This is a genomic window from Aeromonas sp. FDAARGOS 1408 (assembly GCF_019048665.1).
Taxonomy (GTDB): Bacteria; Pseudomonadota; Gammaproteobacteria; order Enterobacterales; family Aeromonadaceae; genus Aeromonas; species Aeromonas dhakensis.
Map to the genome: position 1 here is coordinate 503041 of NZ_CP077394.1, position 14931 is coordinate 517971.

Below are 14931 nucleotides of genomic sequence, written 5' to 3' on the forward strand. Positions count from 1 at the left end.
TGGGCTCACTGCTTCTCTTTGATGGCCTGATAGAGACCCTGATTGACCGGCACCGCAATGCCGTGGCAAGCGGCCCGGGCCAGCAGGAAGCCGGTGATGGCCTCGATCTCGGTCTCGCGTCCCTGCTCCATGTCCTGATACATGGAAGAGTAATTGTCGGCGGTGAGCTCCACCACCGTCATGACCCGGCGCAGCAGCTCATCGCTGCCGGTGGGCTGGCCTTCGGCCTGCATCACGTCCGCCACTTCCACGCAAATCTGCTGCAGGGCATCGGCAAAGCGCGGGCCGGCCAGCTCGCCATTCTTGAGCTTGTAGAGCGCGGTGAGCGGGTTGATGGCGCAGTTGACCGCCAGCTTCTGCCACTGGCGCGCCTGGATCTGCTCATCCCAGCCAGCCTGGCCGAGGGCGGCCGCCAGCTCGTCCGCCAGAGCGGCATGGGCTCTGGCCGCCTCGTTGACCGGGCCGAGCCAGGTTTCGCCCTTGCCGGTGTGGCGGAACACGAAGTGGCCGCTCTGCATGGCGCCGTGGCTGGTGACCCCGGCGATGACCGGATTGTGTGGGAACAGCGCGACCACCTGCTCGGCGATCCCCATGCCGTTGTGCAGCAGCACGATGGGCACGTCGGTTGCCAGCTGGCCCACCAACGGGGTCAGCGCCTCGATGACCTGACCGGCCTTGGTCATCACCAGCAACCGCTGGATCTGACCCGGCTGGTCGACGAAGCCGCGCTCGATGTTGATGAGCTGGGTGTTGCCCTCCAGCGAGGTGAAGTCGATGCCGGGGTGCAGGGTGGCGCGGTGGCGCTCGCGCAGCAAGACGCGGGTGGACTGGCCGCTTTGAGTCAACAGGGAGGCAAACACACCGCCCAGGGCGCCGCAGCCCAGCAGGGTCCATTGGGGGGAGGGGGTGTGTCGACTGTGTGTCAGGTTGTAATCGCGTGATCCGCTTGGCATGGAGAGACTCAATCAAGGTAGGGGCTGCATTCCAGTCAACCACCTGCCGGGGATAAGTGAAGATGTCGCCTGGCGGACACCTGGAACGGGTTCATGATCTTGCTGCGAGGTCGTGATCAAGGCTTGTACGAGGCTTGCGCATGTGAAGCCGGAAGCCCATCTATTCATATACAAGCGGGCTTCTGCGCTGCGCCTCACCTGGCTTTCGACCTCTCGCGACAGATACTGAACAGGTTCTAACGGGTCTCGCCATTCCTGTGCGCAGGGGATTCTAGCAGAGCAGTCCCATCGAAATCAGCAAATTTGCCGTAATTCTGGTAGATTTGCCCCCTTATAGCGCAACATGAGGAGCCCACTATGCCGTCATTCGATATTGTCTCTGAAGTCAAAATGAACGAGGTGTTGAACGCCGTCGACAACGCCAATCGTGAACTGGCGACCCGTTTCGATTTTCGTGGTGTTGAAGCCAGCTTCGAGTTGAACAAGGAAGAGGTCAAACTGGAGGCCGATGCCGATTTCCAGCTCAAGCAGATGGTCGAGATCCTGCGCGGTGCCCTGCTCAAGCGCAACATCGAGAACAGCTCCATGGACGTGGGTGACAGCGTTCACTCCGGCAAGCGCTTCCACCTGACCGTGAAGTTCAAGCAGGGGATCGACAAGGAAGTTGCCAAGAAGCTGGTGAAGCTGATCAAGGATTCCAAGATCAAGGTGCAGGCCGCCATTCAGGGCGACGAGGTGCGGGTCACCGGCAAGAAACGCGATGACCTGCAGGAGACCATGGCGCTGGTGCGTGGCGCCGAGCTAGGCCAGCCGATGCAGTTCCAGAATTTCCGCGACTGATGGATGGCCGGGGAGGGCGTGGCTTTCCCTTTTAGCCGCCATCGAGCCATAAAAAAACCGGAGCAGCTGCTCCGGTTTTTTGTATCCCTGATACCCGTTCGATTAGAACTTGTAGGTAACGGAGAAGTAGTGGCTGAAGCCAGAGCTCTTCCACGGGGTACCGTCGTAGGCGGTGGAACCGTCTTTGGTGCCGTAGGCATCCATGAAGTACTTCAGGCCGTAACCGACGGCGTAGCGGTCGGAGTGCCAGTAGATACCGTGGAAGGTAGCCAGGTTGTCGCTGGTACGGTCAGCACGGTTGTGGGTGTCCAGGTCGAAGGCGTAGTCCAGGTAACCCTGATAGGAGACGAAGCTGCCGTTGCTGAAGGTGTAGAAAGGCTTGAACCAGTTCATGGCGAACCAGTAACCGTTCCACTCACCCTCTTCTTCGGTGAAGAACTGGTTTTCGGTGGCGTGACGAGCATACAGGTTCATGCCCACTTTGCCGAACCAAGGCACTTGTACATCAGCACCCAGACCGATCATGTTTTCCATCTGGTTGTCGCCGATGTTGTTCAGAGAGGCGATGTAAACCTCTTGCACCGGACCGAAGGAGAGATCTTTACCAGTCAGCGCATCCAGAGACATACGCGGCGCAAACTTCATGAACAGGTTCTGACCCTTGTGCTTGTCGCTGTGACGGGAGTCGAAGATATCGAAGACGTCGACGTAACCGTACAGGTCAAACAGGCCGGAGCGACCACCGAATTCCATTTCGAAGTAGGTGTCGTTGTAATCTTCAGCACCTGCAGTGAAAGGACGTTGGTCGATGGTGTGCATGACGTTGAACTGCATCCACTTGTAGTCGTTCTTGTGGATGTCACCGCTGTAGTCAGCAGCGAAAGCCGGGGTAGCGGCGGCAGCCAGCAGACCGGCACCGATCAGAGTCTTGGTAAATTTGGCCATTTTATTGGTCTCTTGTGCGTTAGTTGAGGTTTTCCGTAGCCTGCCCACAAGGAGCGGAAGGGATTCTAGCCAAATAAATTCACCGGATAAACCAGCACCAGGGAACTTTATTCGGAAGTGTGAATCTAATCACCCCCAATTTTACGCAAACGCTTGCTATTTGTCCGATTGCGGTAACAAGGCACTTCCTCGTTTGGCAACCAACACGATCAGGATCAGCACCGGAATGCCAAGCAGGCTGGTGCTGATGAAGAAGCTGCTGTAGCCGAACTGCTCGACGAAGCGGCCGGAAAAGCCCGCCAGCAGCTTGGGCAGCAGCAGCATCACCGAGCTGAACAGGGCGTACTGGGTGGCTGAGAAGGCCACGTTGGTCAGGCTCGACAGATAGGTGACGAAGGCGGCTGTGGCGATGCCGGCACTGAGGTTGTCCAGCGAGATGATCAGGGTCAGCAGCTCGAGGTTGTGGCCCACCTCATTGAGCAGGGCAAACAGCAGGTTGGTGCTGGCGGTGAGCAGGGCGCCGAGGAACAGGATGCGCAGGGTGCCAAAACGCATCACCAGCACGCCGCCGAGGGCGGCCCCCACCAGTGTCATGATGACCCCGTACACCTTGGTGATGGTGGCCACCTCGGTCTTGCTGAACTGCATGTCCACATAGAAGCTGTTGGACATCACCCCCATCACCACGTCCGAGATGCGATAGCAGGCGATGAGCCCGAGGATCAGCAGGGCGGAGCCGCCGTAACGGCGAAAGAAATCGGCGAACGGACACCAGATGGCCTCGTAGCTCCAGGCACCGAGACCGGCCAGCCCCGCCGGCCAGCCACGGGCGAGCAGCAGGCTCTTGCGGGCCGCCTGTTGCTCATTCTGGGCGGCAAGATCGATGACGGGTTCGTGGCAGAACAGGGTGGTGATGACGCCGAGGGACATCAGCCCCGCCATCAGCAGATAGGTGAGCTGCCAGCCGCGATAGTCGTAGCCGTCGTTGCTGCCGAGCCAGGCGGCCAGCGCCAGTGCGCCGGCCCCGGCCATGATCATCGCCAGCCGGTAACCAGTCATGTAGGAGGCCGCCATGGCCGCCTGCAGCCGCTCGGGGGCCGACTCGATGCGATAGGCATCGATGACGATGTCCTGGGTGGCGGAGGCGAAGGCCACCAGCAGGGCAAACAGGGCCAGCTGGGCGAGCTGGGTCTTGGGATCGCAAAAGGCCATGCCCACCAGCGAGGCGGCGATCAGCAACTGGGAGAAGAGCATCCAGCTGCGGCGCCGGCCCAGCCAGCGGGAGAGCAGTGGCAGCGGCAGCCGATCCACCAGCGGTGACCACAACCATTTGAAGCCATAGGCCAGCGCTACCCAGCTCATGTAGCCGATGTCGGTCAGGCTGACATCCGCTTCGCGCAGCCAGAACGAGAGGGTGCCGAACACCAGCAGCAGCGGCAGGCCGGAAGAGAACCCCATGGCAAACAGGATGAGAACCCGAGTCTCAAGGTAGACGGCGAGCGAGTCTCGCCAGCTCGGTGTACGGACAGTGTTCAAATACCTGACTCCTCTGGGAAAATTGCGCCATTTTGTCAGGTTCGGGTTGGATAGCCAAGGCAAGCCGGGCAGGGGAGGGCACTATATTCAGGGGCGCAGGCCGATGCAGTGGCGCGGCAGCGGCCCGTCCGTGGTCAGGAAATTGGCGCACTCCATCAGCTGCAGGCGCAGCCAGACGTCGGCGATGATCTGCTGTTCATCCCACTGATGCAGGCTGTGCAGCAGGTGCCAGAACACCCCCTCCTGCTCGGAGGCCGGGGTCTTGTCGGCGGGGACATGGGGCAGATCCTGCCAGTGGGACAACAGCTGCCAGCTCAGATCTTCCAGCTGCTGATAGGGGATCTCTCGTGCCAGAAAGTGACGAACCGTCTGGGCCAGCGGGATGGCGTGCTGGGCGATGTAGTCGTTGCAAGTCACCGGAACCTCCTTCTCCTCTCGTGGGCCTGGCCCCGGATATCGGGGCAAGGCCAGAGTATAGAAAGGGGCGCCGGCGACCCGGACCGCGGGGATGACGGATTGTGATCCGCTCCGCGTTATTTGTCCGCCAGCAGGATCACCTTCTTCAGGATGATGGGGCTGGTGGGCACGTCGTTGGCACGCAGGATGGGGCTGTAACCGGTCTGCACCTGGGCCAGCTTGTCCAGTACCTCCATGCCCTGCACCACCTGGCCGAACACGGTGTAACCGGCGCCGGCATTGGCGTTGAGGTTGTTGTTGTCGACCAGGTTGAAGTAGAACTGGCGAGTGGCGCTGTCGACCGCCTGGGTGCGGGCCATGGCGATGCTGCCGCGCTTGTTGGGCAGGCCGCCCTTGGACTCGTTGACCACGGGGTCGAAGGTGGGCAGTTGCTGGAACTGCTGGTTGTAGCCGCCCCCCTGCACCACAAAGTCCTGGATCACCCGGTGGAAGATGCTGCCGTCATAGCTGCCATCGGCTACGTAGCGCAGGAAGTTCTTCACCGTCTGCGGCGCCTGCTTGGAGGCCAGCTCCACCACTATGTTGCCGTGGTTGGTCTCCATCCTGACCTTGGGGCCGGCGAACGCCAGCGGGGCGATCAGCATGGCCAATAACCAGAGTTTTTTCATTTATTCGCTCCTTGCTCAGCTCGGCTGACCCTTGAGATAACCGCGCAGGGCGGTGTCAGCCATGATCTGCTGCAGTACGCTGCCCAGCTGCTGGTTCAGGGTGGACTCCAGTTCGGCCATGCTCGGCTCGCCCGGGCCTTCCTTGCTGGAGGACATGTTGAACTGTTTGGTCAGCTTGCTGCCCTGGAAGTCGGCGATCACCTGCAGGCTGACGCGGGACTTGGTGACATAGGTGAAGGTCTTCTCTTCTACCGTGACCGCGGCAGTGGAGATGGCCAGAGTCAGGTTGGTGGTGCCGCTGTTGCCTACTTCCAGGCCCTGGCTGCGCAGCCCTTCGGCGAGCTTTTCCGCCAGCAGGCTGTTGAGGGGCTGGCTGCTGTTGACCAGTACCGCGGCCTTCTCTTTTTTCTTGATGGAGAAGACGTAGGCGGCTTCACGCTTGTCCACCCCTTCCAGGGTGATGCGGTTGCCCGAGTAGTACTGCTGGTTGGAGGGGATCACCTGTGGATTGAGCAGGGCGCTCTCCGGCCAGTGAGTCGCACAACCACCCAGCATCAGGGCGGCCAGCAGCAAGAGTGACTTTTTCATCATGGGTTTCCTTTCGCGTTTGATGGCGTTTAACGTTTGATGGCTTTCAAAATAACGAATTTGCTGTTCGACGCAACGACTTGTGCGTTGGCGAACAGGCGCTTGAGCTTGTTGTGATAGTCCAGATGACGGTTGCCCACTATCCAGAGTTCCCCCCCTTTGGGCAACAACCGGTGGGCGTCGCTGAACATCTGCCAGGCGATGTGGTCGGTGATGGCCTGCAACTGATGGAACGGCGGGTTGCAGAGGATCCGATCCGCCGAACCGGCAGGCACGCCGTCGAGACAGTTGTTGACCATAAAGTGGGCGCGGGGCAGGGCCGCCGGCAGATTGTGCTCGACGTTGAGCCGGGCCGAGGCGACCGCCATGCGGGACTCGTCGACGAAGGTGACCTCCACCTCGCTGTCGCGCGCCAGCAGGGAGAGCCCCAGCACGCCGTTGCCGCAGCCCAGATCGATCACCTTGCGGGCGCTGTGGATCGGCAGATTGTCCAGCATGAAGCGGGCGCCGATATCCAGACTGGTGCGCGAGAACACGTTGGCATGGTTATGGATGAGCATGTCGGTGCCCTCCAGTGGCCAGACCGTGGGGAAGGGGTTGGCCAGCGCGGGACGCTCGGCGGGCGCAGCGGCTGGAGTGCAGTGAATGAGGCGCGCCTTCTTCCAGGCCAGCGAGGTGCGGGTCGGCCCCAGGTATTTCTCAAACAGCGCCAGGGTGGAGGTGTGGATATCCTTGGCCTTGCCGGCGGCGATGACGCGGGTAGCGGGGGTAACGACCCCGCTCAGGGCCAGCAGTTGCTGCTCCAGCAGCGCCTGATACTTGGAGACCTTGATCACCACCAGTGCAGGGGCATCGGGCAGGGACGCCAGCGCATCCTGCAGGCGGATGGCCGCGGGATCCAGGCCGTTCTCTGCCAGGTTGGCCAGGGTAGCCCGCTCGCTGATGTGGGAGTCGGTGACGCAGACAGGGGCATGAGGGTGCAGATAGGCGGCCAACGCGCCGAAGCCGTCGTTCATGATGATGACGGGGCCATCCTGCTCGAGGGGCTCCTCGGCCAGGGTGTTGATCAGATACTCGTCGGCGGCATCCCAGGCCTGCAAGGGATCCTGCTGCTGACGTGGATAGCGATACAGGGTCAGGCGACAGTGGGCCGTGTCGAGAAGGGTTTGCATAGGCGAATTGTCCAGCTGAGTCATGTAACGGGCCCCGGTGGGGCGCAAAGTGGCGCTATTCTAGCGGGGGCGGAGAATTTCACCAGCCCGGCAGGGCTGCAAGCGGGATTTTCCCGCACCGCCCGATTTCGTCATCCGGCCAACCCTGGCTACAATGGCCGGACATCCATTTTGGGAGTTTTGCTCGTGACCATGCAACAACAGATCGAGGCCAAGCTGGCCGCCGCCTTGTCCCCCAGCCACCTGGAAGTGATCAACGAGAGCTACATGCACAGGGTGGCGCCGGGCTCGGAGAGTCACTTCAAGGTGGTGGTGGTGAGCCAGGCGTTTGAAGGGCAGCGCCTGCTGGGGCGCCATCGTCAGGTCAATGCGGTGCTGGCCGACGAGCTGGCGGGGGCCATTCATGCATTGGCGCTGCATACCTATACCGAGCAGGAGTGGCAACAACGGGAGCAGGCACCGAGCACCCCCAGCTGCGTCAGCAAAAACGGACTCTCTTAAGACTATTGACGAATTGATTACTAAATCTTCGACCAGTTAACAATTTCAAAACCTGTTTCGGCGACGTTTCGTACTCATGAGGGGAGCGTCGCCCTCCCACCGCGCCATCAAGATTTCTAATCCTTTTTCGAACATAAAAATTATTACCTATTTTGGGGTAATGATGGCTAACTCGAGGCAGCGCCTGAGGTTTCACGAGAAAAAGCGACGCGATTAAATTGCGATGATTTTGTGATAGAGCGGGGATTTTCCCCATTTTGCATGGCAGGAAACTTGCCATAGGTGGTAAACTCAGGCGCTTTTGAATGACTCTGTATGTTGCTGATTTGTTTATTTCTTCGACATCTTGCCGCAACATCAACGGGCTCATTCAACAACTCGTCGTGATGTATTTCTCGGCGCTAACCAACCTGTCTTCCCTTAACGGTAGTGCAAGTGAGTATGATTACAATTAAAAGAGGACTGGACATCCCCGTGCTGGGTGCTCCGGAGCAAGTAATCTACGATGGCCCGGCCATCACCCGTGTTGCTACACTCGGCGAAGAGTTCGTGGGGATGCGTCCTACTATGTTTGTCAAAGTAGGTGATCGCGTCATTAAAGGTCAGGAGCTCTTCGAAGATAAGAAGAATCCCGGCGTTAAATTCACGGCCCCCGCCACCGGTGTGGTTTCAGAGATCAACCGTGGTGCCAAGCGCATTCTGCAATCCGTTGTCATCGATATCGATGGGTCCGACGAGCAGGTGACCTTCGAGCACTTTGCCTGTGCCGAGCTGCCTAAGCTCGAACGCAGCAAGGTGCAGGAGATCCTGGTCGCGTCCGGCCAATGGACTGCGTTGCGTACCCGCCCGTTCAGCAAGGTGCCAGCCGTGGGTTCCACCCCGCGTGCCATCTTCGTCACCGCCATGGACACCAACCCGCTGGCCGCCGATGCGGAGCTGATCATCAAGGAACAGTCCCAGGCGTTCCTCGACGGTCTGGCCGTGCTGACCCGCCTGACCGATGGTTCCGTCTATGTCTGCAAGGGCGAAGGCAGCCTGCCGCACGCTTCCCTGGCGCAAGTCAAGGAAGAGGTGTTCGTCGGTCCGCACCCTGCCGGCCTGCCCGGTACCCACATCCACTTCCTGGACCCCGTCGGTGCCAAGAAAGTGCAGTGGCACATCAACTATCAGGACGTGATCGCCTACGGCAAGCTGTTCACCACCGGTCAGATCCATACTGACAAGGTGATCGCCTTGGCCGGCCCGAACGTCATCAAGCCGCGTCTGCTGCGTACTCGCATGGGTGCCTGCATCAGCCAGCTCACCAACAACGAGCTGCGTGCGGACGAGAATCGCGTCATTTCCGGTTCCCTGCTGAGCGGTGCCAAGGCTGAAGGGGTCCATGACTACCTGGGTCGCTACCACAATCAGGTCAGCGTACTGGGTGAAGGTCGCGAGAAAGAGTTCCTGGGTTGGGTCAATCCCAGCGCCAGCAAGTTCTCCATCACCCGTACCACCCTCTCTCACCTGGTGAAGGGCAAGCTCATCAACTTCACTACCACCACCAACGGTAGTGACCGCTCCATGGTGCCTATCGGCAACTATGAGCGCGTGATGCCGCTCGACATCCTGCCGACCCTGCTACTGCGGGATCTGGTCTCCGGCGATACCGACAATGCGCAAGCGCTCGGCTGCCTGGAGCTGGATGAGGAAGATCTGGCGCTCTGTACCTTCGTCTGCCCCGGCAAGACCGAGTACGGCCCGATCTTGCGTGAGTGCCTGACCAAGATTGAACTGGAAGGTTAAGCGATGAGTTTCAAGCAACTTCTTGAAAATATGGAACATCACTTCGAGCCGGGTGGCAAGTACGCCAAGTACTATGCCCTGTTCGAAGCGGCGTACACCCTGTTTTATACCCCGGGTTCCGTGACCCGCAATGCCGCCCACGTCCGTGATGCGATCGATCTGAAGCGGATGATGATCATGGTGTGGCTGGCCGTGTTCCCGGCCATGTTCTGGGGCATGTACAACGTCGGCAACCAGTCCATCGCCGCGATTGCCCATCTGGGTACGGCCGCCGGTGCCGGCAGCTGGCAATATGCCCTGGCTACCCTGTTGGGTGCCTCCCTGGATCCGGCGGTGGCCGGCGTCGGCAGCAAGATGCTGATCGGTGCGGCCCACTTCTTCCCGATCTACATCACCGTCTTCATCGTCGGTGGTTTCTGGGAAGTGCTGTTCGCCATGGTGCGCAAGCACGAGATCAACGAAGGCTTCTTCGTGACCTCCATCCTGTTCGCGCTGATCGTGCCGCCCGAGCTGCCCCTGTGGCAAGCTGCCCTGGGTATCACCTTCGGCGTGGTGCTGGCCAAGGAAGTGTTCGGTGGTACCGGCAAGAACTTCCTGAACCCGGCGCTGGCGGGTCGTGCCTTCCTGTTCTTCGCCTACCCGGGTCAAATCTCCGGTGATGCGGTCTGGGTTGCCGTCGATGGCTACTCGGGCGCAACCGCGCTGAGCCAGTGGGCCCAGGGCGGCCAGATGGCGCTGATCAACGGTGCCACCGGCCAGAGCATCAGCTGGATGGACGCTTTCCTTGGCAACCTGCCCGGTTCCATCGGTGAAGTCTCCACCCTGATGATCCTGTTGGGTGCGGCCATGATCGTCTACATGCGCATCGCCTCCTGGCGCATCATCGCCGGCGTGATGATCGGCATGGTAGCGACCTCCCTGCTGTTCAACGTCATCGGTTCCGACACCAACCCCATGTTCAACATGCCGTGGCACTGGCACCTGGTGCTGGGTGGTTTCGCCTTCGGTATGGCCTTCATGGCGACCGACCCTGTCTCCGCTGCCTTCACCAACAAGGGCAAGTGGTGGTACGGCGCCCTGATCGGCGTGATGGTGGTGCTGATCCGGGTCGTGAACCCCGCCTTCCCGGAAGGCATGATGCTGGCCATTCTGTTTGCCAACCTGTTTGCCCCCTTGTTTGACCATTTCGTGGCACAGGCGAACATCAAGCGGAGGATCGCTCGTGGCGTTTAATAAAGACTCTACTACCGGCACTCTCGCCGTAGTGACCGGTCTGTGTCTGGTCTGCTCCATCGTGGTCTCCGTGGCCGCCGTGGGTCTGCGTCCGGCCCAGCTGGAAAACAAGGCGCTGGACAAGCAAAGCAACATCCTGTCCGTCGCCGGCGTCGACATCAGCGCCGTGGCCAAGCGTGACCTGGCCAAGCTGTATGGCGACAAGATTGAAGCGCGTCTGGTGGATCTGGCCACCGGTGAATTCGTTGACGGCGATGCCGACAACTTCGACACCAAGGTCGCCGCCAAGGATCCTGCCCAGAACATTCGCCTGGCTCCGGCCGACGACAAGGCCGGTCTGCGTCAGATCTCCAAGCTGGTCCCGGTGTTCTTCGCCAAAGATGCCGAAGGCAAGGTCGACAACATCATCCTGCCGATCTACGGCCAAGGTCTGTGGTCTACCATGTATGCGTTCGTAGCGGTCGCGGCCGATGGCCAGACCATCAAGGGCATCACCTACTACGACCACGGTGAAACCCCGGGTCTGGGTGGCGAAGTCGAGAACCCGGCCTGGCGCGAGCTGTTCGTCGGCAAGAAGCTGTTCGACCAGAACGGTCAGCCTGCGCTGCGGGTGATCAAGGGTCATGCTCCGGCTGGTTCCGAGCATGAGATCGACGGTCTGTCCGGCGCGACCCTGACCGGTAACGGCGTACAGCATACCTTCGACTTCTGGATGGGTCCCAAGGGTTTCGGTCCTTTCCTGGCCAAGGTTCGTGCAGGAGAAATCAACAATGGCTGACAAGAGCGAAATGAAAAAGTTGCTGTTGACGCCTGTGCTCGGCAACAACCCCATCGCACTGCAGGTGCTGGGTGTCTGTTCCGCGCTGGCCGTTACCAGCCAGATGAAGACTGCGTTCGTGATGACGCTGGCCGTTACCGCGGTCACCGCCTTCTCCAACCTGTTCATCTCCCTGATCCGCAACCAGATCCCGAACAGCGTGCGGATCATCGCCCAGATGGCGGTGATTGCCTCGCTGGTTATCGTGGTTGACCAGGTGCTCAAGGCGTATGCCTACGACATCTCCAAGCAACTGTCGGTGTTCGTCGGCCTCATCATCACCAACTGTATCGTGATGGGCCGTGCCGAAGCCTACGCCATGAAGAGTGCCCCGCTGCCCTCCTTCCTGGACGGTATCGGCAACGGTCTGGGTTATGGCGCCGTGCTGCTGACCGTGGCCACCGTGCGTGAAATCCTGGGCTCCGGCACCTGGTTCGGCATCGAACTGCTGCCGCTGGTGAACAATGGTGGCTGGTATGTGCCGAACGGCCTGCTGCTGCTGCCGCCGAGTGCGTTCTTCATCATTGGTCTGATCATCTGGGGCGTACGCACCAAGGATCCCAAGCAGGTGGAGGCGAAGGATTAAGGTATGGAACACTATATCAGTCTGTTGATTCGCTCGATCTTCATCGAGAACCTGGCGCTCTCCTTCTTCCTGGGGATGTGTACCTTCCTGGCGGTGTCCAAGAAGGTCAAGACCGCCATGGGCCTAGGTGTCGCCGTTATCGTGGTTCAGACCGTGGCCGTGCCGGCCAACAACCTGATCTACAACTACGTGCTCAAAGACGGTGCCCTGGTGTCCGGTCTGGATCTCAGCTTCCTGAGCTTCATCACCTTCATCGGGGTGATCGCGGCCCTGGTGCAGATCCTGGAGATGGCGCTGGACAAGTACTTCCCGGCCCTCTACAACGCGCTCGGTATCTTCCTGCCACTCATCACAGTGAACTGCGCCATCTTCGGTGGCGTCTCTTTCATGGTGCAGCGTGACTACAACTTCGTTGAGTCCGTGGTGTATGGCGTGGGTTCTGGAGCCGGCTGGATGCTTGCCATCGTGGCGATGGCGGGGATCCGCGAGAAGATGAAGTACTCCGATGTTCCGGAAGGCCTGCGCGGTCTCGGCATCACCTTCATCACCGCGGGTCTGATGGCGCTGGGCTTCATGTCCTTCTCTGGTATTTCCCTGTAATCGGAAAGGAAATATAGATGGAAATTATTCTGGGTGTGGTCATGTTCACCGTGATCCTGCTGGCCTTGGTGGCAGTCATTCTGTTCGCCAAGTCCAAGCTGGTGACCGCCGGTGACGTGACAATCAGCATCAACGGCGACCCGGCCAAGGCTGTGACCAGCCCGGCGGGTGGCAAGCTGCTCGGCGTGCTGGCCGGCAGCGGTATCTTCGTCTCCTCTGCCTGCGGCGGCGGTGGCTCCTGTGGTCAGTGCAAGGTACGGGTGAAATCCGGGGGCGGCGACATCCTGCCGACCGAGCTCGATCACATCAGCAAGGGCGAAGCCCGTCATGGCGAGCGTCTGGCCTGTCAGGTCACCGTCCGTTCCGACATGGACATCGAGCTGCCGGAAGAGATCTTCGGCGTGAAGAAGTGGGAATGTACCGTCATCTCCAATGACAACAAGGCCACCTTCATCAAGGAGCTCAAGCTGCAGATCCCCGATGGCGAGAGCGTGCCGTTCCGCGCCGGTGGTTATATCCAGATCGAAGCGCCTGCCCACCACGTGCAGTACAAGAACTTCGATATTCCTACCGAATATCGCGGTGACTGGGATCGCTTCAAGATCTTCGAGCTGGAGTCCAAGGTCAACGAGCCGATCATTCGTGCCTACTCCATGGCCAACTATCCGGAAGAGTTCGGCATCATCATGCTGAACGTGCGGATCGCGACCCCGCCGCCCAGCAACTGGACTGCCCCTCCCGGCCAGATGTCCTCCTACATCTTCAGCCTGAAGGCGGGCGACAAGGTGACCATCTCCGGTCCGTTCGGCGAGTTCTTCGCCAAGGACACCGACGCGGAAATGGTGTTCATCGGTGGTGGTGCCGGTATGGCGCCGATGCGTTCCCACATCTTCGATCAGCTGCGCCGCCTGAAGACCAAGCGCAAGATGAGCTTCTGGTACGGTGCCCGTTCCAAGCGCGAGATGTTCTATGTCGAAGACTTCGACATGCTGCAGGCCGAGAACGACAACTTCCAGTGGCACGTCGCCCTGTCCGATCCGCAACCGGAAGACAACTGGGACGGCTACACCGGCTTCATCCACAACGTGCTGTTCGAGAACTATCTCAAGAACCACGAGGCGCCGGAAGATTGCGAGTTCTACATGTGCGGTCCTCCCGTGATGAACGCTGCCGTCATCAACATGCTGAAAAACCTCGGCGTTGAAGACGAGAACATCCTGCTGGATGACTTTGGTGGTTAATCAATGCACAGTGTTGTAAAGACCTGGCTAGCCTTCGGGCTAGCCTTTTTCTTGACTGGGTGCGGTCAGGAACAAACGGTCCAATCGAAGCCGGAGATCCACATCACCGGCAGCACCATGGGTACCTACTACTCCATCAAGGTGGCGGACAACGTTATCACCGATCCCGCCAAGTTCCAGGCCGAAGTCGATGTGCTGCTGGAGCGGGTGAACGATCAGATGTCGACCTACCGGCCGGACTCCGAGCTGTCGCGCTTCAACCAGCACCGCAGCTCGACGCCCGTGGTGGTCTCCCGCGATACCGCGCGGGTGGTGACCGAGGCCATTCACATTGGCCGTGAGAGCCGCGGGGCGCTGGACGTCACCGTCGGCCCCTTGGTCAATCTGTGGGGCTTCGGGCCCGACGCGCGCCCGACCAAGACGCCGTCTGACGAGCTGATCACCCAGACCCGCCAGAAGACCGGGCTCGGCAATCTGCACGTGATCACCTCCGTCGATGCCGATACCCTGCAAAAGGACATCCCGGATCTCTACGTGGATCTCTCCGCCATTGCCAAGGGCTTTGGCGTCGACAAGGTGGCCGAGTATCTGGAGTCCCTGGGTTCGCGCAACTATCTGGTTGAGATCGGCGGCGAATTGCGGATCAATGGCGTCAACGGCAAGGGTCACCCCTGGCGCGTCGCCATCGAGAAACCGACTGCCAACGCCGGCTCGGTGCAGGAGGTGATAGTGGCGGGCGACAACGGGGTGGCGACCTCGGGCGAGTACCGCAACTATTACGAGCTGGACGGCAAGCGCTTCTCCCATACCATTGATCCCATGACCGGCAAGCCTATCCAGCACCGGATGGTGTCGGTGACCGTGATCCACCCCTCCTGCATGACTGCAGACGGGCTGGCGACCGTGTTCATGGTGCTCGGACCCGAGAAGAGCCTGGCCTACGCCAAGGAGCGGGGGCTGGCCATTTTCGTGATCACCAAGACGGATGAGGGTTTCGAGGAGTCTTACTCCGATGCCTTCAAACAGTATCTGGTTAGAAAATAAAGGGC

At 60.1% G+C, this 14931-nt stretch carries 16 protein-coding genes; 9 read left to right on the plus strand and 7 right to left on the minus strand.

Translation table 11 applies throughout. The annotated features are described in order from the left end of the window. Positions 1-5: 5 nt before the first annotated feature. Complete coding sequence (locus I6L38_RS02605; RefSeq protein WP_042009230.1) at positions 6-953, minus strand: ketopantoate reductase family protein; 948 nt, start codon at positions 951-953, stop codon at positions 6-8. 357 nt (positions 954-1310) lie between these two features. Between I6L38_RS02605 and I6L38_RS02610 the strand changes: the two genes are divergently transcribed. Beyond that, positions 1311-1793 (plus strand): YajQ family cyclic di-GMP-binding protein, encoded by a 483-nt coding sequence (locus I6L38_RS02610; RefSeq protein ID WP_005303589.1) that lies wholly within the window; start codon positions 1311-1313, stop codon positions 1791-1793. A 102-nt stretch (positions 1794-1895) separates the two neighbouring features. Here I6L38_RS02610 and I6L38_RS02615 read toward each other — a convergent pair whose 3' ends face one another. The 6 genes from I6L38_RS02615 to I6L38_RS02640 form a co-directional block, all read right to left on the minus strand. Then, complete coding sequence (locus I6L38_RS02615; RefSeq protein ID WP_005303585.1) at positions 1896-2738, minus strand: outer membrane protein OmpK; 843 nt, start codon at positions 2736-2738, stop codon at positions 1896-1898. Between the two features lie 156 nt (positions 2739-2894). Beyond that, positions 2895-4274: an MFS transporter gene (locus I6L38_RS02620; RefSeq protein WP_017781862.1), complete on the minus strand. Its 1380-nt coding sequence runs from the start codon at positions 4272-4274 to the stop codon at positions 2895-2897. Between the two features lie 87 nt (positions 4275-4361). After that, positions 4362-4691, minus strand: coding sequence for a hypothetical protein (locus I6L38_RS02625; RefSeq protein ID WP_017764090.1), 330 nt, complete (start codon positions 4689-4691; stop codon positions 4362-4364). A gap of 116 nt (positions 4692-4807) precedes the next feature. Then, positions 4808-5359 carry a peptidylprolyl isomerase gene (locus I6L38_RS02630; protein ID WP_043171097.1) on the minus strand — a complete coding sequence of 184 codons (552 nt, stop codon included), beginning with the start codon at positions 5357-5359 and terminating at the stop codon, positions 4808-4810. Between the two features lie 15 nt (positions 5360-5374). Next, positions 5375-5947, minus strand: coding sequence for a YajG family lipoprotein (locus I6L38_RS02635; RefSeq protein WP_010634807.1), 573 nt, complete (start codon positions 5945-5947; stop codon positions 5375-5377). 29 nt (positions 5948-5976) lie between these two features. Continuing rightward, a complete protein-coding gene (locus I6L38_RS02640) occupies positions 5977-7119 on the minus strand; it encodes a methyltransferase (protein WP_201885087.1) in 1143 nt (380 codons plus the stop codon). A 192-nt stretch (positions 7120-7311) separates the two neighbouring features. On the opposite strand from I6L38_RS02640, the gene I6L38_RS02645 reads away from it, so the two are divergent. From I6L38_RS02645 to I6L38_RS02680, 8 genes are all read left to right on the plus strand, one after another. Further along, on the plus strand, positions 7312-7620 hold the full coding sequence (locus I6L38_RS02645) for a BolA family transcriptional regulator (RefSeq protein ID WP_005303561.1): 309 nt from the start codon (positions 7312-7314) through the stop codon (positions 7618-7620). A gap of 441 nt (positions 7621-8061) precedes the next feature. After that, a complete protein-coding gene (locus I6L38_RS02650) occupies positions 8062-9405 on the plus strand; it encodes a Na(+)-translocating NADH-quinone reductase subunit A (RefSeq protein ID WP_005303554.1) in 1344 nt (447 codons plus the stop codon). 3 nt (positions 9406-9408) lie between these two features. After that, positions 9409-10638 carry an NADH:ubiquinone reductase (Na(+)-transporting) subunit B gene (locus I6L38_RS02655; protein ID WP_005303550.1) on the plus strand — a complete coding sequence of 410 codons (1230 nt, stop codon included), beginning with the start codon at positions 9409-9411 and terminating at the stop codon, positions 10636-10638. Then, a complete protein-coding gene (locus tag I6L38_RS02660) occupies positions 10628-11416 on the plus strand; it encodes a Na(+)-translocating NADH-quinone reductase subunit C (RefSeq protein ID WP_005303548.1) in 789 nt (262 codons plus the stop codon). The genes I6L38_RS02655 and I6L38_RS02660 overlap by 11 nt, the downstream gene beginning before the upstream one ends. Further along, on the plus strand, positions 11409-12041 hold the full coding sequence (locus I6L38_RS02665) for an NADH:ubiquinone reductase (Na(+)-transporting) subunit D (RefSeq protein WP_005303545.1): 633 nt from the start codon (positions 11409-11411) through the stop codon (positions 12039-12041). Before I6L38_RS02660 ends, I6L38_RS02665 begins: the two co-directional genes overlap by 8 nt. A gap of 3 nt (positions 12042-12044) precedes the next feature. Continuing rightward, positions 12045-12641, plus strand: a complete 597-nt coding sequence (gene nqrE / locus I6L38_RS02670) for an NADH:ubiquinone reductase (Na(+)-transporting) subunit E (protein WP_017764094.1) — start codon at positions 12045-12047, stop codon at positions 12639-12641. A gap of 17 nt (positions 12642-12658) precedes the next feature. Beyond that, a complete protein-coding gene (nqrF, locus tag I6L38_RS02675) occupies positions 12659-13882 on the plus strand; it encodes an NADH:ubiquinone reductase (Na(+)-transporting) subunit F (protein WP_005303535.1) in 1224 nt (407 codons plus the stop codon). A gap of 3 nt (positions 13883-13885) precedes the next feature. After that, positions 13886-14926, plus strand: a complete 1041-nt coding sequence (locus tag I6L38_RS02680) for an FAD:protein FMN transferase ApbE (protein WP_005303533.1) — start codon at positions 13886-13888, stop codon at positions 14924-14926. The last annotated feature ends 5 nt before the right edge of the window (positions 14927-14931 follow it).